The organism is Heyndrickxia sp. FW510-T9, assembly GCF_058781025.1.
On the sequence record NZ_JBYSWK010000001.1, the window covers coordinates 73,516 to 99,270 of the forward strand.

Consider the following 25,755-nt stretch of genomic DNA (forward strand, 5'->3'; position numbering starts at 1 on the left):
CCTCAAATCCCTGAGGGCTGTTCTTTTTTTGGGGGTACAAGCATATATTTTTAGGGGAAAATAGCATTTTTATGGGGGAGAAGGCTAATTTACTAGAGGAGGATTGTGGTATTGAAACGAGTATCCAATGTAACGGTTAGAAAAAGATTGGTCATAACACTTCTTGTTGGTCTATTAATTTTTGGGATTATTGATACAAGACTTGGATATGTGCAATTTTTTTCAGGAGATTGGTTAACGGCAAGGGCGAAAAATTTATGGAGCAGAGATATCACATTTCAGCCGGAAAGAGGAAAAATTGTTGATCGAAACGGAATTGCAATTGCTTCTAATCAAAGTGCGCCGACTATCTATGTCATTCCACGGCAAATTGTAGATCCAGCAAAAACAGCAGAAAAGCTTGCAACAGTATTAAACGGATCAAAGGAAAAAATCTATGAACAAATTACAAAAAAATCAAGCAAAGAAAGACTGAGTGCAGGTAGGAAAATCTCTCCGAAAATAGCAAATAATATCCGTAAATTAAATTTAAAAGGAGTATATATTGCCGAGGATTCAAAACGTTATTATCCGTTCGGAAGTTATTTATCTCAAGTTCTAGGTTTTACTGGGATTGATAACCAAGGATTAACTGGACTTGAACTTACTTACGATAAGGAATTAAAAGGGAAAGTTGGATCGGTTCAATTTTTTTCTGATGCAAAAGGGAAAAGAATGCCTAATATGTCGGATGATTATGTTCCACCGGAAAACGGTATGAATTTAAAATTAACAATCGATACAAAGATTCAAACCATTATCGAACGGGAATTGAACAATGCAGAAAAAAAATATAATCCAGATGGGATCGTCGCAATCGCCATGGATCCGAATACAGGTGAGATTCTTGGGATGTCTAGCAGACCAACTTTTAATCCTTCAAAATATAAAAATGTTCCCCAGGAAGTATATAATCGTAACTTACCAATTTGGAGTACTTATGAACCAGGATCTACATTTAAAATTATTACCCTTGCCGCCGCCTTGGAAGAAGGAAAGGTGAATTTGGAAAAAGACTCCTTCTTTGATCCAGGATATGTTAAAGTAGGCGGTGCTACACTACATTGTTGGAAGCGTGGAGGGCATGGAAGCGAGTCATTTTTGGAGGTAGTACAAAATTCGTGTAACCCAGGATTTGTTGAGTTAGGTAATCGTTTAGGGAAGAATACTCTATTTAAATATATTCGTGATTTTGGCTTTGGACAGAAAACAGGCATTGACCTTTCTGGTGAAAGTTCGGGAATCTTATTTAATTTAAATAAAGTAGGCCCGGTTGAATTAGCTACCACCGCTTTCGGACAAGGAGTATCTGTTACACCGATTCAGCAAGTCGCCGCTGTTTCAGCAGCAATTAACGGTGGGACGCTATACCAGCCTTATATTGCTAAAGAATTAGATGATCCAATTACTGGAAAAGTTGCGATGAAAAAGACTCCGATTGCGGAGCGAAGAGTAATTTCAGAAAAAACATCCAAAGAAATCCGACATGCCTTAGAAACAGTCGTAGCCCAAGGTACAGGGAAAAATGCCTATGTTGATTCCTATCGAATTGGTGGAAAAACTGGTACTGCTCAAAAGGCAAAAAACGGGAGATATTTAGAAAATAACTATATTCTATCTTTTGTTGGATTTGCACCTGCAGATGACCCGCAAATTGTTGTTTATTTTGCAATCGATAATCCGAAGAATACCGTTCAATTTGGTGGTCAAGTAGCAGCACCAATTGCTGGAAATATTATTGGAGATAGCTTGCGCGCTTTGGGAGTTAGTCCGCGAAAAAATCAAATTGAAAAGGAAATAACGTATCCGCAAGTTCCTCTTGTTGAAGTACCTGATTTAATCGGTTCAAATAAAAAGGACTTCCTTGGTGTTGATGTTAATTTGAAACTAGACATAAGTGGAAAAGGGGATACCGTTTTAAGGCAAGATCCAGCACCTGGAAAGAAAGTGGAAATAGGATCAACAATTCGAATCTATATGAATTAAAAAATGGAGACGGCAAACATTTGATTGCCGTCTTTTTTTTTTAAAAATAGAATAATTTACAAATAAAAATATATGAAATAATTATAAAGCTGCATAGATTCATAATCATTTTTTTAGTAAAATAGAAACGATTGTTTATTTTGGAGTGGTAAGTTAAAAATTTTTTTAATAAAAAACATACTCAACTTTATTTTCCTATTAAGGAGGAAAAAAATGAAATTACATACACTCTTGAAAGTTTTACCATTTGTAAGTCTCCCAAATGAGAATCCAGAAATTGTTGAAATTGTTCAGGATAATCGCAAGGTATCTGCGGGAAGTTTATTTATTTGTATAAATGGACTGACTGTAGATGGACATCAGTTTGCTGAGGAAGCAGCAAACAAAGGGGCTGTTGCCATCTTAGCAGAGCGGTCATTAGATGTGGATATTCCTGTAATTGTTGTACCTAATACGAAAAGAGCGATGGCCATTTTAGCCGATTTCTTTTACGGTCAGCCATCGAAAAAATTACAGTTAATTGGGATCACAGGAACGAATGGAAAAACAACTACAAGTCATTTAATCGATCAAATCATTCGTGATGCAGATATAAATACTGGATTAATAGGCACGATGTACATGAAAATTGGCGATAAAATGATTGAAACAAAAAACACAACGCCTGATAGCTTGACATTACAAAAAACATTTAAACAAATGCTTGATGAAGAGGTTAATACCGCTATCATGGAAGTATCCTCCCATGCGTTAGATCAGGGACGTGTATTTGGTTGTGATTATGATGTAGCCGTTTTTACCAATATAACTCAAGATCATCTCGATTATCATCACACAATGGAAGCATATTTAAGAGCAAAAGGGCTATTATTCGCACAGCTAGGGAACACGTATAATCATGATCGTCCTAAATTTGCCGTTTTAAATATGGATGATCCAGGATCAAAACAGATTCAAAAGGAAACTGCAGCACATATTGTTACATATGGTATAGATAATATATCAGCACAATTTAGAGCTTATGATATTAAGATGAATTCAAAAGGTACTTCATTTACATTAGTATCGCCAGCAGGGGAAGCAAAAGTTCATCTTCAGCTTATAGGAAAATTCAGTATTTATAACGTTTTAGCAGCAATTGCAGTTGGGTACATACTAAATATTCCGATTGAATCTATTATTTTGACCATGGAAAAAGTGAAAGGTGTTTCAGGAAGATTTGAATTAGTTAGTGCAGGTCAGCAGTTTCCAATAATAGTAGATTATGCACATACACCAGACAGCTTGGAAAATGTACTAAAAACCATTAAACAATTTGCAAGAAAACGAATTTTCGTAGTAGTAGGTTGTGGTGGTGACCGAGATAAAACGAAACGGCCAATTATGGCCAAAATAGCTTGTCAATATGCTACAGACGCTATTTTTACGTCGGATAATCCTCGAAGTGAGGATCCAGAAGAGATTATTATGGATATGGAGGTAGGGGTAAAAGGACTTCCGTATACGAAAATTATTGATAGAAAAGACGCTATCCAATATGCTATCGGGCATGCTTCCGAAGGAGATGTAGTATTGATTGCTGGAAAGGGTCATGAAACCTACCAAATAATTGGAGACGAGATTAACGATTTTGATGATCGTGTTGTGGCAAGAGAAACAGTACAGGAGTTTAAAAAATGTTAACCATTTTAGAATTGAATCATCAATTTGAAAATAGGCGTGGAATTAAAGATGAATCAATAACATTTAATGTGGTATCCATTTTTGAAGATGAAGATTTGAACAAAGGCCTATTCGTGCCAATTTATCCTAAGCAAAGGCTGGATAAAGCAATTGAATCTGGTGCTATTGCTGCACTCTGGCCGCATGATAGAGAAATTCCTTTTTTTACTCCTAATCATTTTCCGATTTTCATAGTAGAAAATCCAATACAAGCATTGAAACAGCTTTGTGAAAATTATATTCAAAAAATTAAACAAGAAGAGTGTGAAAAAATGACTAAATTTATTTTATTTAGTTCTGAACTTCATAATAATCATCCACATACATATGATTTATTTGAAAAAGGTACAGGACAAAAACTAATTAAAGCAGTAAATAATTTAACAACCAGAAAGGGGCAGGAATAAAAATGATGGCAAAAGTTATCTTCTTTACAATTTTAATGAGCTTTCTTATTACAGCGCTACTTTCGCCTATTTTTATTCCCTTTTTAAGAAGGCTGAAATTTGGGCAAAGTATACGTGAGGAATTGAGTAAATCCCATCAAATGAAAAAAGGTACTCCGACCATGGGTGGAATTGTCATCGTCATTTCAATCTTGGTTACAACATTAGTAATGACTGGGAAAATTATTGAGCCTTCTGTTAATACGTATTTATTATTATTAGTCACATTAGGATTTTGCGTTTTAGGCTTTTTGGATGATTTCATTAAAGTAGTATTGAAGCGTAGTCTTGGACTAACTTCCAAGCAAAAGCTTTTTGGGCAAATTATTATTTCTGTCATATTTTATATTATTTTACGAGGATCAAATATACCGACAGATATTTCAATACCTTTTATCCATACCTCCATTGATCTTGGATGGTTTTATTTAATCATGATAATTTTCTGGCTAGTTGGATTCTCTAATGCTGTTAATTTAACGGATGGGGTAGATGGTTTAGTTTCCGGAACCGCTGCAATCGCCTTTGGCGCCTTTGCTATTATTGCATGGTATCAATCGCAAACTGAAATTGCCGTATTTTCCGTTGCTGTCGTTGGAGCGCTTCTTGGATTTCTTGTCTTTAATGCCCATCCCGCCAAAGTATTCATGGGGGATACAGGCTCATTAGCGTTAGGAGGAGCGTTAGCGACCGTTGCCATTTTAACTAGACAGGAATTATTGCTTATTATTATCGGTTTTGTATTTGTAATGGAAACCTTATCGGTCATCTTGCAGGTCATAAGCTTCAAAACAACAGGAAAACGAATTTTTAAAATGAGCCCAATACACCATCATTTTGAACTGCTCGGTTGGTCTGAGTGGCGAGTAGTAGTTACCTTTTGGACAGTAGGTATTTTATGTGCCGTATTAGGAATTTATATTGAGGTGTGGTTGTAATTGAAAAATATTAATGAGTATCAACATAAAAAAATACTAGTTTTAGGTTTGGCGAAGAGTGGAGTTACTGCAGCCTCCCTATTACACAAATTAGGGGCATTTGTTACTGTAAATGACAAGGAACCGCTTGAAAAAAATCCTGAAGCACAAGGACTACTTCAGGAAGGCATTAAGGTTATTTGTGGAAGCCATCCGATAGAGTTGTTAGATGAGGGGTTTGAATTAATTGTAAAGAACCCAGGGATTCCATATAGCAACCCTTTAGTTGCCGGTGCCATAGAACGTGGAATCACCGTTATTACAGAGGTAGAATTAGCGTTTAAAATATCTGAAGCGGAAATTATTGCCATTACAGGTACAAATGGAAAAACGACAACAACGACATTAATAAATGAAATTCTAAAGGAAGATGAAAATAAAGATCCACTAATTGCTGGAAATATTGGCACTGTTGCATCAGAAGTTGCTCAAAAAGCAACAGAAAACAACCAGATGGTCATAGAATTATCTTCCTTTCAATTAATGGGAATTAAGGAATTCCGTCCTCATATAGCTATTATTACAAATATTTATGAGGCCCATTTAGATTATCATGGGACGATAGAAGAATATGCGAGTGCAAAAGCTAATATAACGAAAAATCAAACAAATGAAGATTTCTTAATCGTGAATGATGATCAAAGTAAATTAATGGACTTAGTATCATTTTCAAAGGCGAAGCTAATTCCATTTTCCACTACTAGATACATTGAGGATGGCTGTAGCTTGCGTAATGATGATATAACATTTCTTGGTGAAACAATTATTTCTAAGAATGATATAGTTTTGCCAGGTGAACATAATCTTGAAAATATTTTATCAGCCGTTGCAGCCTCAAAGTTAATCGGGGTAAGTAATGAGGCAATCCGAAAAGTATTAACAACCTTTACTGGTGTTAAGCATCGAACACAATTTGTTATGGAAATTAAGGGACGCAAGTTTTATAACGATTCGAAAGCTACAAATATTTTAGCTGCTCGTAGTGCATTAAAAGCTTTTCAACAACCAGTTATCTTATTAGCAGGTGGCCTTGATCGTGGGAATGGCTTTGAAGAATTAGTTCCATATTTAAAAAATGTAAAAGCTCTTATCACATTTGGACAAACCGCAGATAAACTAGCTAAAGCTGGTATCGCTGCTGGAATAGAATCTATTCAACGTGTCGATAATGTTGAAAAGGCTGTACCTGTGGCATATCAATTATCCAACCCTGGAGATGTCATATTATTGTCGCCTGCATGTGCAAGTTGGGATCAATACAAAAGTTTTGAAATTCGCGGTGATATTTTTATTGATGCCGTGCATAAGTTAGTATAAGAGCTTGTTCAAATAATGAAGAGTTAAATACTATCATCATGAGATCAGCACCTTCAGTGTAGTTTAAGCTCGTTTGATGTGGTTTCAAAGGCTGTTTTCGGATAAATTGTTGTTTTTCGTACTCAGATTCGATTTCATTTAGGTATAGTTTCGGTGCATCTTTTCTTAAAAGGATTACTTACCTAATACTGAATGAAAAAATTATGAGATTTAAGATGATAAAGAAAACAATGATTTAGAAAAGAGCCTTTGTTTAAGAACCAAATTAAAAGCTCTAATAATTCACTGCCCGAGGTGTTGAAATTGCCTTTAAAAAAATCAAATCCTGATTTTATCTTAATTATTGTGACATTATCACTTTTAGCAATCGGCTTAATAATGGTTTACAGTGCAAGTGCAATTTGGGCTAATTATAAATTTGACGATTCTTTATATTTTGCTAAAAGACAGCTTTTATTTGCCGGTATTGGCGTAATTGGTATGCTGTTTATCATGAATGTCGATTATTGGACATGGAGAACCTGGGCAAAGCTTCTTTTAATTGTTTGCTTTGGTTTATTAGTTTTAGTATTAATTCCTGGAATCGGTTTGGAGAGAAATGGTTCAAGAAGCTGGATTGGGGTTGGAGCATTTTCCATTCAACCTTCGGAATTCATTAAGCTTGCCATGATAGCTTTTTTAGCTAAATTTCTAGCAGAAAATCAAAAATATATAACGACGGTTAAAAAAGGATTAGCACCTTCGCTCGCACTCGTATTTCTTGCCTTTGGAATGATTATGCTACAGCCTGATTTAGGGACGGGCACAGTAATGTTAGGAACTTGTATCATCATGATTTTTATTTCCGGTGCTAGAATTGCCCATTTTGCGGTATTAGGTTTAATAGGTGTGGGAGGTTTTGTTGCTCTAATTTTGTCTGCTCCATATCGAATGGACCGGATTACATCTTTTATGGATCCATGGAAAGATCCTTTAAGAACTGGATTTCAAATCATCCAATCCTTGTACGCAATTGGTCCAGGAGGATTATTTGGATTAGGCTTAGGACAAAGCCGTCAAAAGTTTTTTTATTTACCTGAACCACAAACAGATTTTATATTTGCTATTTTAGCAGAAGAGCTTGGTTTTATCGGTGGGACATTAATTCTTATATTATTTGCCCTTTTACTTTGGAGGGGGATACGTATTGCATTGGGTGCCCCTGACCTTTATGGGAGTTTTCTAGCGGTTGGTATCATTTCCATGATTGCTATTCAAGTTATGATTAATATTGGTGTTGTAACAGGATTAATGCCAGTTACAGGGATCACACTTCCGTTTTTAAGCTATGGAGGTTCATCCTTAACCTTAATGTTATTCGCGGTTGGAGTGTTACTGAATATAAGCAGATATTCCCGAATTTAGAAGCCCTTTTAAAGGGTTTTTTTACTTTTAATACAGTTCTTTATCATTCTTGTAAATATTCTTTTACTGTAACCAAATCATGGTTTAAAATATAGTATGATATACTAATCAGTCATAATCTTTAACGAGAAATGCATTAAAACAATCTAAAGCAAAATGTTATTCAACACGAGGTGGAAAAATGAAAATCATTATTAGCGGTGGTGGTACAGGAGGTCATATTTATCCTGCTCTTGCCCTGATTCGAACGATAAAAAAAGAACATCCTGATACAGAGTTTTTATACATTGGAACAGAAAATGGATTGGAATCATCAATTGTAACAAGAGAAAAGATTCCGTTTAAGTCGATACATATAACAGGTTTTAAACGATCAATTTCACTGGAAAATTTTAAAACCATTACACGTTTCCTCAAAGGTGTGCGCGAGTGTAAAAAGATGATAAAATCGTTTAATCCAGATGTTGTAATCGGAACAGGTGGATATGTTTGCGGTCCTGTTGTATATGCTGCAGCGAAACAAAAGATTCCAACAATTATTCATGAACAAAATAGTGTACCTGGCCTTACTAACAAGTTTTTAAGTAGATATGTTAATAAAGTTGCTATTTGTTTTGAAGCAGCAGGAGAATTCTTTCCGAAAAATAAAGTTGTTTTAACTGGAAATCCTCGTGCTTCGGAAGTAATAGGGGATCGTAATACAGCTATCCTTAAAAAGTTTCATTTGCAATCCAACATACCGACGGTTTTGATTTTTGGAGGAAGCAGGGGTGCCAGGCCAATTAATGAAGCTGTGATTAGAAACCTTGCCCAATTTTCGCAGAAAACGTACCAAGTCTTATATGTTACTGGAGATGTACATTTCAAAGAGGTAGAAAAAGAAGTTTCATTGATTGGAAAGTCTAACAATATTTCTATTGTCCCATTCATCCATGATATGCCAGAGGTTTTACGGGCAGTAGACTTAGTGGTATCAAGAGCTGGAGCAACTACATTGGCAGAATTAACGGCACTTGGAGTACCGAGTATTTTAATCCCAAGTCCATATGTAACCAATAATCATCAAGAGAAAAATGCCAGAGCTTTGACTGAGTCTGGTGCGGCAACACTAGTATTAGAAAATGAATTATCTGGTCCAATGCTTTTACAAGCTATAGATGAAATTCTTCTAAATACGGATAATAGGATTAAAATGAAAGAGGCAGCAAAAAAGCTAGGGATTTCTGATGCTTCGAATAGGTTATTTAAGGTGATGGTAGAATTAGCAAAGAAATAATCAGTTTAGGATTAGCTTAGATTGAATTGCGCTCTTACCACAATTTATTTACAAATATAAAATAATATAACAATGAATCATAAACGGTTTGATTATCATACCGTTTATCCTACATAACATATAAAAGCTAAATAGAAAGTTGTTTTACTAGGGAGGGGCGATCATTATATGGGAAAAGGCAAAGTTGTTTCATTAGAGGACCGAATTCCCAAACTAAAGCAGCAGAGAAAACGAAAAACTAATCGTCGGTTAATTTTTCTTCTGTCTGTATTCTTTTTACTCATCATTTGTGTTATTTACTTCCAATCGCCCTTAAGCCATGTTGGAAAAATCAGTGTTAAAGGTAACTTATCTGTTAGCGGAAAAGACATTATCGAAAAAAGTAGCTTATCAACAAAAACGAATATTTGGAATATGAAAAATGAAGATATTACGAAAAAAATACTTCAACTTCCAGAAATTAAATCGGTTGTTATTAAAAAGGAAATGCCTAATAAAATAAACATTCAGATAAAGGAGTATAAACAATTAGCATCATTAGCAACTGGGACTAGTTTTATTCCTGTACTTGAAAATGGTGTAATTATTCGTGGAGATAATGTAAAGAAACTTAATGTTCCCATCTTAACAAATTTTCATGAAGGTAATTATTTAAAGCTCATGATGGAGCAACTTCAACAATTACCTAAGGAAATCACTAATTCTATTTCTGAAATTCATTATGATCCAAATAATACAGATAAGTATCACCTTCTGTTATATATGAATGATGGTAATGAGGTTTCAGCAACAATGAGGACATTTGCTGATAAAATGCTCCACTATCCTTCTATAATTAGTCAATTGGCGCCTAACTCAAAAGGGATTATTGATCTTGAAGTAGGTTCATATTTCACACCTTTTAAAGTGAAAAAGGATCATAAAGATGAAAAACAGAACAGTGAAGGGTAAAAATACCATCTTCAAACTACTTTTGCTATTTTAAAGGATATTTATATTAGCTCTCTCCTTTTACCTAGCAACTTAAAAGATCTACTAGTTCAAATTTACCAGATCTCCAGTTTTAATTATTATTCTTGCATTAAGTTTAGCTTTTCTAGGTGTTATTCTTAGTGTAGACTTATATTTGGCGGCAGTTTTTTCGTTTCATGTACGCAATTTTAAACTGTCAGCGGTCAATAAAAGAATTATTTTTAAAAAATAGTATTATAAAAGTGAAAAAACTAAAAAAAATTAAACAATTTAAAAGGGAAATATTCACTTACGACGAATATTTGTATAGTATATATACTAGTAGATGATAAAATAGACAATATAATTAATAGTTTTAACTTATGCTAGATATGAAAAAGTAGAAAGACTTTTTAGGCAAAAGGAGGTGCCATTGTATGAACAACAATGAAATATATGTAAGTCTTGACATCGGTACGTCCACCGTTAAAGTAATTATCGGTGAAATGGTTAATGATTCATTAAATATTATCGGTGTTGGCAATGTAAAATCAGAAGGAATTCGAAAGGGTTCCATTGTCGATATTGATGAAACTGTTCATTCGATAAAAAAAGCAGTTGAACAAGCTGAAAGAATGATAGGGATGAATATTAACCATGTTATTGTTGGTATTGCCTCCAACCATGTAATGCTGCAATCATGTCATGGGATTGTTGCTGTTGCAAGTGAAAATCGCGAAATTTCTGATGAAGATGTAGCGAGAGTAATGGATGCTGCACAGGTAATTTCTATTGCACCAGAAAGGGAAATTATCAATGTTATTCCTAAGCAATTTATTGTTGATGGTTTAGATGAAATTAATGATCCTCGTGGTATGATTGGTGTTCGGTTGGAAATGGAGGGCACTATTGTAACAGGATCAAAAACAAGTTTACATAATACTCTAAGATGTGTAGAACGAGCTGGTTTAAATATTACTGAAATAGTATTGCAGCCATTGGCTGCCGGAGCTGTCTGCTTGTCAAAGGATGAATTAAATTTAGGAGCTATCTTAGTCGATATTGGTGGAGGTTCTACTACTTTAGCAGTATTTGAAAATGGAAATATCAAAAGTACAAGTGTCATACCAATTGGCGGCGATCATATTACAAAAGATTTATCTATCGTCCTGAGAACTTCTACAGAAGATGCTGAAAAAATTAAAATAAAGCATGGACATGCTTTTCGAAATGATGCATTAGAAGATGAGGTTTTCAGTGTTCCAATTATCGGAAGTGACCAGCATCAACAATTTAACCAATTGGAACTTTCTGATATTATAGAAGCTAGATTAGAAGAAATATTTGACTTTGTATTAGAAGAGTTAAAGCGATTGAATATTTATGATCTGCCAGGTGGTATAGTATTAACAGGTGGAACAGCAAATATACCTGGTGTGTTAGAATTAGCACAATCGGTCTTTCAAAATCGCATTCGTATTGCCATTCCAGATTATATTGGGGTTCGTGAACCACAATATACGACAGCAATTGGATTAATTAAATATGCATATCGAAATGCTAGATTACAAGGTCGAAGTGTAAGTGCATCTTCTATTCAGATAGATCATCAAGAAAAGAGACCTATGAAGAAATCACAACCAAAACCAAAAAATGAAAAACAACAAGAAGAGAAAATGTCCACAAAGATGAAGAAATTCTTTGGATACTTTTTTGAGTAATAGAGAGAGTAAGTTAACCATTAAGGAAGTTAGTTGCGACTGAAGAATGAAATCTTCACCGCAGGTATCCTTCTATTCTTATTACAGAACCCAGAGTAGAAAATAAGTCTTGGTGGAATACCGACGAATTAGGAGGATTTGTCATGTTGGAGTTCGATACGAATTTAGATTCTTTAGCAACGATAAAAGTAATTGGCGTAGGTGGCGGTGGGAATAACGCCGTAAACCGAATGATCGAAAATGATGTTCAAGGTGTTGAGTTTATTGCAGTCAACACGGATGCACAGGCATTGAATTTGTCTAAAGCGGAATTAAGAATGCAAATTGGTGCAAAGCTGACTAGAGGGCTAGGTGCTGGTGCAAATCCGGAAGTAGGGAAGAAAGCAGCCGAAGAAAGTAAGGAGCAGATTGAAGAAGCATTAAGAGGAGCAGATATGGTATTCGTTACAGCCGGTATGGGCGGTGGTACAGGTACTGGTGCTGCACCTGTAATTGCACAGATAGCAAGAGAGCTTGGTGCTTTAACTGTTGGCGTAGTAACTCGTCCATTTTCATTTGAAGGTCGTAAACGTTCTACACAAGCTACAGGCGGTATTGCAGCAATGAAGGAAGCTGTTGACACACTAATTGTCATTCCAAATGATCGATTATTGGAAATTGTAGACAAAAGCACACCGATGCTTGAAGCATTCCGTGAAGCAGATAATGTTTTACGCCAAGGGGTTCAAGGTATATCTGACTTAATTGCTACACCTGGATTAATCAACCTTGACTTTGCTGATGTGAAAACTATTATGACCAATAAGGGATCAGCATTAATGGGAATTGGTGTTGCTACAGGAGAAAATAGAGCTGCTGAAGCTGCTAAAAAAGCAATTTCTTCTCCGCTTCTTGAAAAATCGATTGATGGAGCTCAAGGGGTTTTAATGAATATTACAGGTGGAGTTAATTTAAGCTTGTATGAAGTTCAAGAAGCCGCCGATATTGTAGCTTCAGCTTCTGATCAAGAAGTGAATATGATTTTTGGTTCCGTAATCAACGAGGAATTAAAAGATGAGATTCTCGTGACTGTTATTGCAACTGGATTTAATGAGGATGGCCCTCAAGTCAAACAGCAGCATCAAGGACATAGCTTTGGACAAGTTAAACCTTCGCATAATCAGCCATTAAAGCGTGAACCTAAACGGGAAGAAATGCATCAAGAGCACGTTCGTAATACAACGCAGCATGTTGAAGATACACTTGATATCCCAACATTTTTACGAAACAGAAATCGCAAATAATGTTTTATATCAAAACCAGATGATTTATTCATCTGGTTTTTTTGTACTGATAATTTACCCCAACCTCTCATATTGAGAATGACAAATTTCGAATGAAACTTCGAAAAGTTCTTCTTTTTCACTTACAAGAAATGACACACTTTTAAAAGGGATGTACGATATACTGTCGGTATTATAGTTTTTCGAAAAGCTCTTTTCTTAATTTTTGTTGTATTTAAATTTGTATATCCCATAAAACTATCCATCTTGTTTTAGATTGTTAATCCTTTTAAGAAAAGAAGCCCCGAAACTATACTTTATTAGAAGAGTACGAAAAGCAACAGATAAAAATCAGCTTTTGGTTTTTATACAATTAATATGAAAAACATCATTCGAAAAAAGGAGGGGATATGTTATTGGTCATTTATATGGATGTAGTATGGCTACTGAACTTATTGGTAGATAGCATGCTCCTTTGGCTTACCGCCATTATTTTAAAACGCAATGTAAGAATATGGAGGGTCTTTATTGGTGGACTAATAGGCTCCATCCTAATTTTAATGCTCGTTACACCATTAGCTCATTATGCTGGGAATCCTATTGTTAAACTTGGATTTTCCATAGTAATGGTTTATTCCGTATTCGGTTTTAAACGATTTAAATATTTTTTTTCAAATTTATTAACGTTTTACTTTGCGACCTTTTTGATTGGAGGCATATTGATTGGTACCCATTATTTTTTGAATGTCGATAATCAGCTCCTGCTTGCAAGTGAAAAGGGTTTCGGAGACCCAATAAGCTGGATGTTTGTTATTTTTGGACTGCCAATTGCTTGGTATTTCGCGAAGCAGAGAATTTCAAATTTCGAAATGACAAAAATCCAATTTGATCAATTAGTGGAAGTGGAAATTTACATTAATGGGTTACATATTGTATTACCTGGACTAGTAGATAGTGGTAATCAATTACAAGACCCTATTTCAAAGGCTCCGGTAATGATTGTTTCAACTCAGAGCATCCTTGAAAAATTGCCCAATACAGTAATTACGCTATCCGAAAACCATGAAAGGCTAATGGATGGTTCCATTCAATTAGATCCTGAGTGGTACGATAAGATTCGTCTTATCCCTGCTAAAGCAGTCGGAAAAAATCAACAGTTACTTGTAGCCTATAAGCCAGATTCACTCCATATTCAAAGTGTAAAAGGCAGCTGGAACGTACAAAAATCACTTATTTCTTTCACAAACCAATCGTTATCAAGTGATGATATCTTCCAGTGTATTGTTCATCCAAAAATGTTAACGGGTATTCCAATCCAAAATGCTTCATAGTTCCCCGTATTCAATATTTGTAATATTACTATACTCTCGATAGTTCCAATTTAGAAGGAGGACTTCCAATGAAAAATCTAAAAATTAAATTGTCCTATATATGGTATAAATTATTAATGAAGCTTGGCTTGAAAACAGATGAAATATATTACATTGGAGGAAGTGAAGCACTTCCTCCACCATTGTCAAAGGATGAAGAAGAAGTACTTCTTAAAAAACTTCCAAGTGGTGATAAGGCTGCAAGATCATTATTAATTGAGCGTAACTTAAGATTAGTAGTGTACATTGCACGCAAATTCGAAAATACAGGTATAAACATTGAGGATTTAATCAGTATTGGTACGATTGGTTTGATAAAAGCAGTAAATACTTTCAATCCGGAGAAGAAAATTAAACTAGCTACATATGCTTCAAGATGTATTGAAAATGAAATTCTTATGTATTTAAGAAGAAATAATAAAATCAGATCGGAAGTTTCATTTGATGAGCCTTTAAATATTGATTGGGATGGTAATGAATTATTATTATCAGATGTATTAGGAACTGAGGAAGATATAATTACGAAGGATCTGGAAGCAAATGTTGATAAAAATCTCTTATTTAATGCCCTTCACCAGCTCACTGACCGCGAAAAGCAAATTATGGAGCTTCGTTTTGGACTTCAAGGGGAAGAAGAGAAAACACAAAAAGATGTAGCTGATATGCTTGGCATTTCACAATCATATATATCACGTCTTGAAAAAAGAATCATCAAAAGACTACGTAAAGAATTTAATAAAATGGTTTGAACTTAACGCAAATAAAAAAATTTTTTCGCGAAAAATGCCATAAAAATCAACGATTTAACAAACATAATTGGAATATGTAATCGTTACTATAGTGCATAAATTTCCCACCTAAGGAGATACTTATTTTTGAACAGCAGCTCCTGTTAGGAGGGAAATAACTTGAAGCGAAATAAAGTAGAAATTTGTGGTGTTGATACATCTAAGCTTCCTGTTTTAAAGAATGAGGAAATGAGAGAATTACTAAAGCAAATGCATGCCGGTGATATGTATGCTAGAGAAAAGCTTGTAAATGGAAATTTACGACTGGTATTAAGTGTCATTCAGCGTTTTAATAATCGCGGAGAATATGTGGACGACCTTTTTCAGGTTGGTTGCATCGGACTTATGAAGTCCATTGATAACTTTGATTTAAGTCAAAATGTACGATTCTCTACCTATGCAGTTCCGATGATAATTGGAGAAATACGCCGGTATTTGCGGGATAATAATCCAATCCGTGTTTCGCGTTCACTCCGTGACATTGCTTATAAAGCTCTCCAGGTTCGGGAGCGGCTAATTAGTGAAACATCAAAGGAGCCAACTGCAGAGGATATTGCAAAAGTGTTGGAAGTACCACATGAAGAAATTGTATTTGCACTAGATGCTATTCAAGATCCAGTTTCCCTATTCGAGCCAATATACAATGATGGTGGAGATCCTATTTTTGTTATGGATCAATTAAGTGATGAAAGAAATAGGGACAGTAATTGGATTGAGGAAATAGCATTACAAGAAGGTATGAGAAGGTTAAATGACCGTGAGAAATTAATTATACGAAAACGGTTTTTTCAAGGAAAAACCCAAATGGAAGTTGCCGAAGAAATTGGAATATCACAAGCACAAGTATCTCGTTTAGAAAAAGCTGCGATAAAAGCCATGAACAAGAATATTCAATAAAGTAAAGTCGTGCAACTATGAAATGGTGCACGACTTTTATTATTAATTCCTTTGTCCTAGCATATACATTAATTAATTGGATAATTGCCTTTAAGGAGAGGGATTAAGATGGTACGTATATCTGATTTTCAAATAAAAGATGTTGTAAGCATTTCTGATGGTCGAAGATTAGGAAATGTAACAGATATTGATATTAATTTAGACAATGGAAAGATTGAAAGTATTGTAATAGGTGGACAAGGGAAACTATTGAGCTTTTTTAGTAAGGATGAGGAAGTTGTAATACCTTGGAGCAATATTGTTAAAATTGGTGAGGATGTTATTTTAGTAAGATTTAAAGAACAAAAATTTATGGGGCAGCAGCAGCTTCAGGAGCCAAAAAATTAAATCATTCCCCCAATTAATAGTTTCTATGGTACACTATTGGAAAGTGAAGGTAAATACTACCTTCTTTTTTTATTATGGCTCTTTTCTTAATCAATGTTCCTTTTGTAGACGTAACTTTCATTAACATCCTTAAATAGTTCAAGAATGAATAATCATTTAAGAAGAGATGCCCCGAAGCTATGACTCCATTTAGATTAATAGCAATTTACGCAAAGCGACAATCTTTACGAAAAAGACATTATTGAAAAATAAATTGGAGTGTTCACAATGCGGGAACCATTTGAAAAACAAGATAAAGAATATTTTTATATAAAGGAATGGACGGAAGAAGAACCACATGTTATTGCTGGATTTACTACAAAAAATGGTGGCTATAGCGAAAGGTTTGATGGTACTCTAAATTGCGGATTTCATGTTGGAGACAATCAAGAGGCTGTTAGGAATAATAGGCAGCATTTGGCTAGGAAACTTCATTTTCCAATTAAATCATGGGTGGGCTGTGAACAAACACACGGAATTCGTATTGCGGAAATAAATAGTGAACAACAGGGAAAAGGTTCTCTAGATTATGAAAGCAGCATTCAAGATACGGATGGTTTGTATACGCATTTGAAGAATACCCTTTTGACTTTATGTTACGCTGATTGCGTACCTATTTACTTTTACGCTGCGAAGCATGATATGATTGGGATTGCACATGCTGGTTGGAAGGGAACGGTTAACGGCATTGCCAAGGAAATGATTGATGAATGGAATAAAAAGGGGATTGATTCATCAGATATAAAGGTGGCAATTGGGCCTTCTATTTGTGAAAAATGTTATGTTGTCGATAACCGAGTCATGAAAGAAGTTGATTCATGGTTATCTCCAGAAGATAATAAACCTTATAATGAAATTTCTGCTGGACAATATCAATTAAATTTAAGAAAATTAAATCAAATGATTCTTAAAAAATCAGGAATTTTATCAGAAAATATATACATAACAAAGCTTTGTACAAGTTGCGATCTCGGTGAATTTTATTCTCATCGTCGCGACAATGGAAATACAGGAAGAATGATTGGCTTCATAGGTTTGAAAGGATATGATGGAAGTGAAGGTTAGTGAAAAGCTAACAATAATTCAAAATAATATCGAAGAGTCTTGCATTAGGGTTGGACGTAACTCTAGTGAAGTAAAGATAATCGCAGTAACAAAATATGTTACAGTTGAAAGGGCGGAAGAAGCTCTTGAAGCGGGAATCATTCATCTAGGTGAAAATCGAGGTGAAGGCTTACTTGGAAAATGGGATTATTTAGGAAAACAACCGATATGGCACTTTATTGGAAGTTTGCAATCTAGAAAAGTAAAAAATATTATTGATAAAGTATCTTACATTCATTCTTTAGATCGAATGTCATTAGCTGAGGAAATAAATAAGCGAGCAGCAAAGCGAATTTCATGTTTTATCCAAGTGAATGTCTCGAAAGAAGAATCAAAGCATGGAATTTCAGCAGAGTCTGTAATAGACTTTATAAAAGAGCTACAACCATTAGAGAAAATACATGTTATTGGCTTGATGACGATGGCACCTTTAACGGAAGATGAAAATATGATTCGTCATACTTTTCGCGGTTTGAAACAGCTTCAAGAAAATGTACAAGCTCTGAAGCTAGATTGGGCCCCATGTGAGGAGCTATCCATGGGTATGTCAAATGATTATGAAATCGCAATCGAAGAAGGAGCTACATTTGTACGGATTGGTACATCATTGGTTGGGGAATAATTTAGGAGGTGTAAATAATGGGGTTGAAATCTAAAATAAAAACATTTTTTTTGTTAGATGATGAATATGATGATATGGAAGAAGAAAAAATGGGACATGAGGGTACTCATGAACATGAGCATGAGCCTGCCCCAAGATTTAATCAATCTTCTGCAAAGCAAAATATTGTCAGTCTGCAAAGTGTCACTAAGGGTTCTAAAGTAGTGTTAATAGAGCCTAGGGTATATGCAGAAGCCCAAGAAATAGCTGATCATTTAAAAAATCGACGTTCCGTGGTAGTAAATTTACAACGTATTCAGCATGATCAGGCAAAACGCATTATTGACTTCTTAAGCGGTACTATTTATGCCATTGGTGGCGACATCCAGAGAATTGGAAGTAATATATTTTTATGTACCCCCGATAATGTTGAAGTATCTGGAAATATTTCAGAATTAATGCAAGAAAGTAATTTTGATTCGAGGTGGTCCTGAATTAAATGAGTTTAATTTTTGGGTTATTAATTCAAATTCTATCGATATATTCATATATAATCATTATTTATATTTTTATGTCGTGGTTTAATGCACAACAAACATCCTTAGGAAATTTATTTGCTCGTATTTGTGAACCATATCTTGAACCATTTAGACGAATCGTTCCTCCGATTGGGATGATTGATATTTCGCCTATTGTAGCTTTAATTGTTTTGGGATTAGCACGCGGAGGACTTGGGCAATTGCAAGGTTGGTTAATGTAAAAGGTTGCAAATGCGTGCAACCTTTTTATTTTATTTGATGGAAGGATAACTATGAGTAATATTTATCAGCATTTTAGACCGGATGAGAAAGAATTTATTGACCAGGTTTTAAATTGGGAGCAATTTGTAGAAGATTCTTATGCACCTAAATTAACTGACTTTTTAGACCCTAGGCAAATACATATTGTAAAGTCAATCATCGGAACAGATTCACCTGTAAATTATAGTGAATTCGGTGGATATGATGGGGCTGAAAGAAAAAGAGTATTATTATACCCGGATTATATTACACCGGACAACAACGATTTCCAATTGACATTATTGGAAATAGAGTATCCAAGAAAATATGTTACTCTTGGCCATCGACAAATATTGGGCACCATAATGTCTCTAGGTCTAAAAAGAGAAAAATTTGGGGATATCTTGGTTCAAAATGATCGCATTCAACTTATCATACCTACGGAAATTATGGAATATATTAAGATGGAGATGCAGCAAATTGGTAAAACCAATATTCAGCTTGTGGAAGTTCCTTTTAGCCATGTAATTGAAAGTAACGAGGAATGGAGGGAACTTGTAACAACGACTAGCTCCTTACGATTAGATGCAGTATTATCCGCAATATATCCTATTTCTAGACAAAAGTCTCAAACACTTATTCAGCATGGCATGGTGAAAGTGAATTGGAAAGAAGTAGAGCAAACATCTTTTCTTTGTGAAGAAGGGGATATCATTTCGGTACGTGGATACGGGCGAAGCAAAATGATTGCAATTGAAGGTCAAACTAAAAAAGAGAAATGGCGATTGAAAGTTGGTTTATTAAAATAAATAAAAAAATTGCAGGAAATTCCCCTAATAGTGTCGAAATTCAGTTATAATAAAAGAAAATGATTGATACTTGAAGTTTGATCAGATTAAATCTATCAAAATCAGTAACATATTGTGGAGGTGGCATAAATGCCTTTAACGCCATTGGATATACATAATAAAGAATTTAGTAAAGGGTTTCGCGGTTACGATGAAGATGAAGTAAATGAGTTTCTAGACCAAATTATAAAAGATTATGAATTGTTAATTCGTGAAAAAAAAGAATTAGATGAAAAATTATCCTCCTCAAATGAAAGACTTGGCCACTTTACGAATATTGAGGAAACATTACATAAATCCATCATAGTTGCTCAGGAAGCAGCAGAAGAAGTAAAGGGAAATGCCCAAAAAGAAGCAAAATTAATCATTCGTGAAGCGGAAAAAAATGCTGATCGAATTGTAAATGAAGCACTTTCTAAGGCAAGGAAAGTTGCTATGGAAATCGAAGAACTGAAAAAACAATCTAAAGTATTTAGAACAAGGTTAAAAATGTTAATTGAAGCTCAACTCGATCTATTAAGAAACGATGACTGGGATAAATTAATGGAGTTCGAAATTGATGCAACAGAACTAAATCTTGAAGAAGAAATTAAGTAAGATAGTTTTACAAATGTATCGTCCTAGTTTAATTATTAGGGATAGGCTCTATTTTTGTATTACATTAAAGTTTACGAAAAAGCTCCTTAATATTCTTGACTGACTAGAAATTTATCACATATAATAGAAAAATAATATGTAAAGCGATGACAGGGACAGTAAAGTTATTATCATCTTATTTTAGCGAGCCAAGGATAGTGGAAGCTTGGTATAAGTAATATTCTTGAAAATCACCCTTGAGTACTTGATTTGAAAGCAAACATGCGAGTAAATGACGGCGTTCATTCACGTTATGAATGGAAGAGAGGACAAAAAAACATTTGTCTATCAGGGTGGTACCGCGGGAAAACCTTCTCGTCCCTATTGGGATGAGAAGGTTTTTTTGTTGTTTAAATTGGAAAGGATTTATACGAACTAACAAATGTCTCTGTAATCTTTTATATAAGGAGGAAAAATTCGTGGAATATAAAGATACGTTATTAATGCCAAAAACTGAATTTCCGATGAGAGGAAATTTACCAAAAAGAGAACCTGAAATTCAAGAAAAATGGGAAGAAATGAATATCTATCAAAAAGTTCAGGAAAGAACTAATGGTAGACCATTATTCATCCTTCATGACGGACCGCCGTATGCAAATGGTGACCTACATATGGGGCATGCTTTAAATAAAACCTTGAAAGATTTTATCGTTCGTTTTAAATCAATGACAGGATACTCAGCTCCATATGTTCCAGGATGGGATACACATGGTTTACCTATCGAACAAGCATTGACAAATAAAGGCGTTAAAAGAAAAGAAATGTCCATTGCCGAATTTCGTAAATTATGTGCTGAATATGCTTACGAACAGGTTGATAATCAACGTACTGCTTTTAAACGTATAGGTGTACGTGGTGATTGGGACAACCCATATATCACTTTAAAACCAGAATATGAAGCTCAGCAAATCAAAGTATTCGGTGAAATGGCGAAAAAAGGGTATATCTATAAAGGGAAAAAACCTGTTTATTGGTCCCCTTCTAGTGAGTCTGCATTGGCAGAAGCTGAAATTGAATATAATGATAAACGATCAGCCTCCATTTATGTAGCATTTGATGTGAAGGATGGAAAAGGTGTATTGGAGAATGGGACTAAAATTATTATCTGGACTACCACACCTTGGACAATTCCTGCAAACCTAGGTATTTCCGTTCATCCAGAATTAAAATATGCTATTGTTGGAGTAAACAATCAAAAATATGTAGTAGCTGAAGCGCTATTGGAAGAGGTTACTTCATTACTTGAATGGGATAATCCACAAGTAGTACAAACGGTTGTAGGGAAAGATTTAGAGTATATTATTGCTAAACACCCATTATATGATCGTGAATCACTTGTCATGTTAGGAGATCATGTTACTACTGAATCAGGTACTGGATGCGTGCATACTGCTCCTGGTCATGGTGAAGATGACTTTATCGTTGGGAAAAAATATAATTTAGATGTACTATGTCCAGTTGATGATAAAGGGTATATGACTTCAGAAGCACCAGGATTTGAAGGTTTGTTTTATGATAAAGCAAATAAACCGATTACGGAAAAACTTGAAGAGGTCGGAGCATTATTAAAACTAAACTTTATCACTCATTCCTATCCACATGATTGGCGAACAAAGAAACCTGTTATTTTCCGTGCTACAGCTCAATGGTTTGCTTCTATCGATTCATTCCGTGAGGAGCTTCTTCAAGCTATACAAGAGGTGAAATGGGTTCCTTCATGGGGAGAAACAAGACTATTTAATATGGTTCGTGATCGCGGTGATTGGTGTATTTCCCGTCAGCGTGCATGGGGTGTTCCAATTCCTGTATTCTATGCGGAAAATGGAGATCCAATTATTACAGATGAAACAATTGCTCACATTTCAAAATTATTCCGTGAAAATGGATCAAATATTTGGTTTGAAAAAGAAGCAAAAGATTTATTACCTGAAGGATTTACACATCCTAGCAGTCCGAATGGTAATTTTACAAAAGAAACAGATATTATGGATGTTTGGTTTGATTCAGGGTCATCTCATCAAGCTGTATTGGAAGAAAGAAATGAATTACAACGTCCAGCTGATTTGTATTTAGAAGGATCAGATCAATATCGTGGATGGTTTAATTCGTCCTTAACAACTGGAGTGGCTGTAACTGGTAAAGCACCTTATAAAGGGATTTTAAGTCATGGATTTGCTTTAGATGGTGAAGGAAGAAAAATGAGTAAGTCGCTAGGAAATGTTATTGTTCCTGCTAAAGTAATTAATCAATTAGGTGCAGATATTATTCGTCTTTGGGTCGCATCTGTTGATTATCAAGCAGATGTTCGTGTATCTGATGCTATTTTGAAACAAGTATCAGAAGTATATCGAAAAATTCGTAACACATTCCGCTTCTTACTTGGGAATTTAAGCGACTTCCATCCAGAACAAGATGGTATTGCATATGATGAATTGCGTGAAGTTGACCAATTCTTACTAGTTAAATTAAATAAACTAGTTAAACATGCACGTGAGGCGTACGAACGTTATGAATTTGCTAGCATCTACCATGCAATTAATAATTTCTGTACATTAGATTTAAGCTCTTTCTACTTAGATTTTGCTAAAGATGTATTATATATTGAGGCGAAGGATAATTATGAACGTCGTGCGATGCAAACGGTATTATATGAGTGTCTAACATCGCTTACAAAGCTATTATCACCAATTCTTCCACATACTGCGGATGAGGTCTGGGCATTCATTCCAGGTGTAGAAGAAGAAAGTGTGCAATTAACAGATATGCCAGAGCCTAAAGAACTTCAAAACGCTAAAGGCTTAGAAGAAAAATGGGATCGCTTTTTAAACCTTCGCGATGATGTTTTAAAAGCACTAGAAGAAGCAAGAAATGAAAAAATTATTGGGAAATCATTGACTGCAAAAATTTCATTGTATGTAAATGAAAATACAAAGGAATTGCTTGAAAGCATTTCAGAGAATATGAAACAGTTATTTATTGTTTCTGGTTATGAAGTAGCTGGTTCATATGATGAAGCTCCTGAAAATGCAGTTAAGCTTGAACATGCTGCAATTGTTGTCGAAAAAGCAGATGGTGAAACTTGTGAAAGATGTTGGATTGTAACTCCTGAAGTAGGAAAAGATGAAAAGCATCCAACACTTTGCTTACGTTGTGCGTCCGTAGTTGAAAAAGAATATGTATAAAAATAAAGTGCTTGACACCAAACGGTGTTAGGCACTTTATTTCTAATTTTTAGTAGTTTTTGCAACAGTTACTCCCGAAAAACTTTTGGTTCATGGGCACACTAATGAATACAATACGTTGGAGGGATGGATATGAATATGGAGAATGATGAATTATTCTGTTTGTTGCAATCGTTAAAAGCAGAGCTAACGGCATATAAAACAAATAATGAAATGATTCAAGCCCTCATCAAGGAGGAACTCAGTGATATAAATATCGCACTTTCTAAATGGGATAACGGTCATTTTGGAAAATGTGAACAAAGTGGTGAAGCAATTCCAAATAATTGGCTCGATTCCATACCAACATTAAAAAGTTCTGAAGACTGGTATGAATTAAGGAATTATGCAAAAGTAGCCATCCCATTTAATTAAGGTAGAAATACTATTTCTTCCCTTTCATCCATATAGTATGCTAAAATTCAAAAGAAACGTTTTAAAACCAAAATGAATTAATACATATGGATTCGGGGGTTGCTTTTGTGGTTTTTTACATTATCGCACTATTTATTATTGCATTAGATCAATTAACCAAATGGCTTGTTGTTAAAAATATGGAATTTGGCGAAAGTATCCCTATAATAAAAAATTTGTTCTATATCACCTCACATCGTAATGAAGGTGCTGCCTGGGGGATATTACAAGGACAAATGTGGCTATTTTATCTAATCACAGTAGTAGTAGTCATTGGGATAATTTATTATATGCAAAAATATGCTAAGGGAAAAGTATTATTAGGTGTAAGTCTTGGCTTTATGCTTGGTGGAGCAATTGGAAATTTTATAGATAGAGTATTTAGAAAACAGGTTGTTGACTTTATCCATACGTATATTTTCGGATATGACTTTCCGATTTTTAATATTGCAGATTCTGCATTAACGATTGGTGTGATTCTGTTAATTATTTACATGCTACTAGAAGAGTTTCGTTCAAAGGAGAAAACATATGGAAATAATGGAACACATCATACAAGAAAATGAAAAAAATGAACGGTTAGACAAAGTGTTATCTACTATTAATGATGAATGGTCAAGATCTCAAGTTCAGCAGTGGATTAAAGACGGCAATGTGACTGTTAATGCAAAAATAGTGAAATCTAATTATAAAAGTAATTTAGGCGATAAAATTTTAATAAGCATTCCGGAGCCACAAAATTTGGATGTTGTTCCAGAACAATTGGATCTTGATATATATTACGAAGACCACGATGTATTGGTAGTAAATAAGCCAAAAGGTATGGTGGTGCACCCTGCTCCTGGTCATTTGACTGGTACCTTAGTGAATGGATTAATGGCTCAATGTAAAGATTTATCAGGAATAAATGGTATTTTAAGACCAGGTATTGTGCACCGAATAGATAAAGATACATCAGGACTATTAATGGTTGCGAAAAATGATATGGCACATGAAAAGCTTGTGAACCAATTAGTGGAAAAATCAGTGACACGCAAATACTACGCCATTGTTCATGGTGTAATACCTCATGATTATGGGACAGTTGATGCACCTATTGGAAGAGATCCTGAGGATAGGCAAAGAATGACGGTAGTGGATAATGGAAAACATGCGGTCACTCATTTTCGTGTATTAGAGAGATTTAATCAATATTCATATATTGAATGTGAATTGGAAACTGGAAGAACTCATCAAATTCGAGTTCATATGAAATATATTGGCTTTCCACTTGTAGGGGATCCAAAGTATGGTCCAAGAAAAACACTTGATATTGATGGTCAAGCACTTCATGCAGGGATATTAGGTTTTGTTCATCCAAGGACAGAAGAGTATATGGAATTCGAAGCGCCATTACCAGAATATTTTTCAAGGCTTTTACATGATATTCGAAACTAGTGATTGACAAAATCGTGGTCATGTTTTATTCTATTAGTAGCTAAATAGCCCTTTAACCCAGTCCAGAGAGGCTGAGAAGGATACGGAAATTTATTATTTTTGTTATTATTACGTATGCCCTCTCAACTCTAAT

Annotated in this window: 24 protein-coding genes, 1 pseudogene and 1 other annotated feature; all 25 genes and pseudogenes read left to right on the forward strand. The window is 34.8% G+C overall.

Annotated elements, in window-relative coordinates; translation table 11 throughout:
- The first annotated feature begins 111 nt into the window (after nucleotides 1–111).
- Nucleotides 112–2,025 carry a stage V sporulation protein D gene (locus tag AC3WJF_RS00380; protein WP_492449049.1) on the forward strand — a complete coding sequence of 638 codons (1,914 nt, stop codon included), beginning with the start codon at nucleotides 112–114 and terminating at the stop codon, nucleotides 2,023–2,025.
- A gap of 213 nt (nucleotides 2,026–2,238) precedes the next feature.
- Complete coding sequence (locus tag AC3WJF_RS00385; protein WP_492449051.1) at nucleotides 2,239–3,708, forward strand: UDP-N-acetylmuramoyl-L-alanyl-D-glutamate--2,6-diaminopimelate ligase; 1,470 nt, start codon at nucleotides 2,239–2,241, stop codon at nucleotides 3,706–3,708.
- Nucleotides 3,702–4,154: a hypothetical protein gene (locus AC3WJF_RS00390; protein ID WP_492449052.1), complete on the forward strand. Its 453-nt coding sequence runs from the start codon at nucleotides 3,702–3,704 to the stop codon at nucleotides 4,152–4,154. The genes AC3WJF_RS00385 and AC3WJF_RS00390 overlap by 7 nt, the downstream gene beginning before the upstream one ends.
- 2 nt (nucleotides 4,155–4,156) lie before the next feature.
- Complete coding sequence (gene mraY, locus AC3WJF_RS00395) at nucleotides 4,157–5,131, forward strand: phospho-N-acetylmuramoyl-pentapeptide-transferase (RefSeq protein ID WP_492449054.1); 975 nt, start codon at nucleotides 4,157–4,159, stop codon at nucleotides 5,129–5,131.
- Nucleotides 5,132–6,487: a UDP-N-acetylmuramoyl-L-alanine--D-glutamate ligase gene (murD, locus tag AC3WJF_RS00400; protein WP_492449055.1), complete on the forward strand. Its 1,356-nt coding sequence runs from the start codon at nucleotides 5,132–5,134 to the stop codon at nucleotides 6,485–6,487.
- A gap of 303 nt (nucleotides 6,488–6,790) precedes the next feature.
- Nucleotides 6,791–7,891, forward strand: coding sequence for a stage V sporulation protein E (gene spoVE / locus AC3WJF_RS00405; RefSeq protein WP_492449056.1), 1,101 nt, complete (start codon nucleotides 6,791–6,793; stop codon nucleotides 7,889–7,891).
- A gap of 181 nt (nucleotides 7,892–8,072) precedes the next feature.
- Nucleotides 8,073–9,167, forward strand: a complete 1,095-nt coding sequence (murG, locus tag AC3WJF_RS00410) for an undecaprenyldiphospho-muramoylpentapeptide beta-N-acetylglucosaminyltransferase (protein ID WP_492449058.1) — start codon at nucleotides 8,073–8,075, stop codon at nucleotides 9,165–9,167.
- Between the two features lie 168 nt (nucleotides 9,168–9,335).
- Entirely contained in the window at nucleotides 9,336–10,118 is a 783-nt protein-coding gene (locus AC3WJF_RS00415) for a cell division protein FtsQ/DivIB (protein WP_492449059.1), read from the forward strand.
- A gap of 118 nt (nucleotides 10,119–10,236) precedes the next feature.
- Nucleotides 10,237–10,371, forward strand: a pseudogene (locus tag AC3WJF_RS00420) (DUF1290 domain-containing protein); the annotation flags it as partial.
- Between the two features lie 184 nt (nucleotides 10,372–10,555).
- Complete coding sequence (gene ftsA / locus AC3WJF_RS00425; RefSeq protein WP_492449061.1) at nucleotides 10,556–11,839, forward strand: cell division protein FtsA; 1,284 nt, start codon at nucleotides 10,556–10,558, stop codon at nucleotides 11,837–11,839.
- Between the two features lie 143 nt (nucleotides 11,840–11,982).
- On the forward strand, nucleotides 11,983–13,122 hold the full coding sequence (gene ftsZ, locus AC3WJF_RS00430) for a cell division protein FtsZ (protein ID WP_492449062.1): 1,140 nt from the start codon (nucleotides 11,983–11,985) through the stop codon (nucleotides 13,120–13,122).
- A 389-nt stretch (nucleotides 13,123–13,511) separates the two neighbouring features.
- Nucleotides 13,512–14,432 carry a sigma-E processing peptidase SpoIIGA gene (gene spoIIGA / locus AC3WJF_RS00435; protein ID WP_492449063.1) on the forward strand — a complete coding sequence of 307 codons (921 nt, stop codon included), beginning with the start codon at nucleotides 13,512–13,514 and terminating at the stop codon, nucleotides 14,430–14,432.
- A 68-nt stretch (nucleotides 14,433–14,500) separates the two neighbouring features.
- Nucleotides 14,501–15,220, forward strand: coding sequence for an RNA polymerase sporulation sigma factor SigE (gene sigE / locus AC3WJF_RS00440; RefSeq protein ID WP_492449065.1), 720 nt, complete (start codon nucleotides 14,501–14,503; stop codon nucleotides 15,218–15,220).
- Between the two features lie 159 nt (nucleotides 15,221–15,379).
- A complete protein-coding gene (gene sigG / locus AC3WJF_RS00445; RefSeq protein ID WP_492449066.1) occupies nucleotides 15,380–16,156 on the forward strand; it encodes an RNA polymerase sporulation sigma factor SigG in 777 nt (258 codons plus the stop codon).
- Between the two features lie 108 nt (nucleotides 16,157–16,264).
- Nucleotides 16,265–16,543 (forward strand): YlmC/YmxH family sporulation protein, encoded by a 279-nt coding sequence (locus AC3WJF_RS00450; RefSeq protein ID WP_492449068.1) that lies wholly within the window; start codon nucleotides 16,265–16,267, stop codon nucleotides 16,541–16,543.
- A gap of 267 nt (nucleotides 16,544–16,810) precedes the next feature.
- On the forward strand, nucleotides 16,811–17,647 hold the full coding sequence (gene pgeF, locus AC3WJF_RS00455) for a peptidoglycan editing factor PgeF (RefSeq protein WP_492449069.1): 837 nt from the start codon (nucleotides 16,811–16,813) through the stop codon (nucleotides 17,645–17,647).
- Nucleotides 17,637–18,308, forward strand: coding sequence for a YggS family pyridoxal phosphate-dependent enzyme (locus AC3WJF_RS00460; RefSeq protein WP_492449285.1), 672 nt, complete (start codon nucleotides 17,637–17,639; stop codon nucleotides 18,306–18,308). Before pgeF ends, AC3WJF_RS00460 begins: the two co-directional genes overlap by 11 nt.
- Nucleotides 18,309–18,325: 17 nt before the next feature.
- Nucleotides 18,326–18,781 (forward strand): cell division protein SepF, encoded by a 456-nt coding sequence (locus AC3WJF_RS00465; protein WP_492449070.1) that lies wholly within the window; start codon nucleotides 18,326–18,328, stop codon nucleotides 18,779–18,781.
- 5 nt (nucleotides 18,782–18,786) lie between these two features.
- Complete coding sequence (locus AC3WJF_RS00470; RefSeq protein ID WP_492449071.1) at nucleotides 18,787–19,047, forward strand: YggT family protein; 261 nt, start codon at nucleotides 18,787–18,789, stop codon at nucleotides 19,045–19,047.
- Nucleotides 19,048–19,098: 51 nt separating this feature from the next.
- A complete protein-coding gene (locus AC3WJF_RS00475; RefSeq protein WP_492449072.1) occupies nucleotides 19,099–19,875 on the forward strand; it encodes a YlmH family RNA-binding protein in 777 nt (258 codons plus the stop codon).
- Nucleotides 19,876–20,004: 129 nt separating this feature from the next.
- Nucleotides 20,005–20,511, forward strand: coding sequence for a DivIVA domain-containing protein (locus AC3WJF_RS00480; protein ID WP_492449073.1), 507 nt, complete (start codon nucleotides 20,005–20,007; stop codon nucleotides 20,509–20,511).
- 137 nt (nucleotides 20,512–20,648) lie between these two features.
- Nucleotides 20,649–20,876: a binding site (T-box leader), on the forward strand.
- Between the two features lie 93 nt (nucleotides 20,877–20,969).
- Nucleotides 20,970–23,732: an isoleucine--tRNA ligase gene (gene ileS / locus AC3WJF_RS00485; RefSeq protein WP_492449074.1), complete on the forward strand. Its 2,763-nt coding sequence runs from the start codon at nucleotides 20,970–20,972 to the stop codon at nucleotides 23,730–23,732.
- Between the two features lie 132 nt (nucleotides 23,733–23,864).
- Nucleotides 23,865–24,146, forward strand: coding sequence for a hypothetical protein (locus tag AC3WJF_RS00490; protein WP_492449075.1), 282 nt, complete (start codon nucleotides 23,865–23,867; stop codon nucleotides 24,144–24,146).
- A gap of 86 nt (nucleotides 24,147–24,232) precedes the next feature.
- Complete coding sequence (gene lspA, locus AC3WJF_RS00495; RefSeq protein ID WP_492449077.1) at nucleotides 24,233–24,751, forward strand: signal peptidase II; 519 nt, start codon at nucleotides 24,233–24,235, stop codon at nucleotides 24,749–24,751.
- Nucleotides 24,717–25,622, forward strand: coding sequence for an RluA family pseudouridine synthase (locus AC3WJF_RS00500; RefSeq protein WP_492449078.1), 906 nt, complete (start codon nucleotides 24,717–24,719; stop codon nucleotides 25,620–25,622). The genes lspA and AC3WJF_RS00500 overlap by 35 nt, the downstream gene beginning before the upstream one ends.
- The last annotated feature ends 133 nt before the right edge of the window (nucleotides 25,623–25,755 follow it).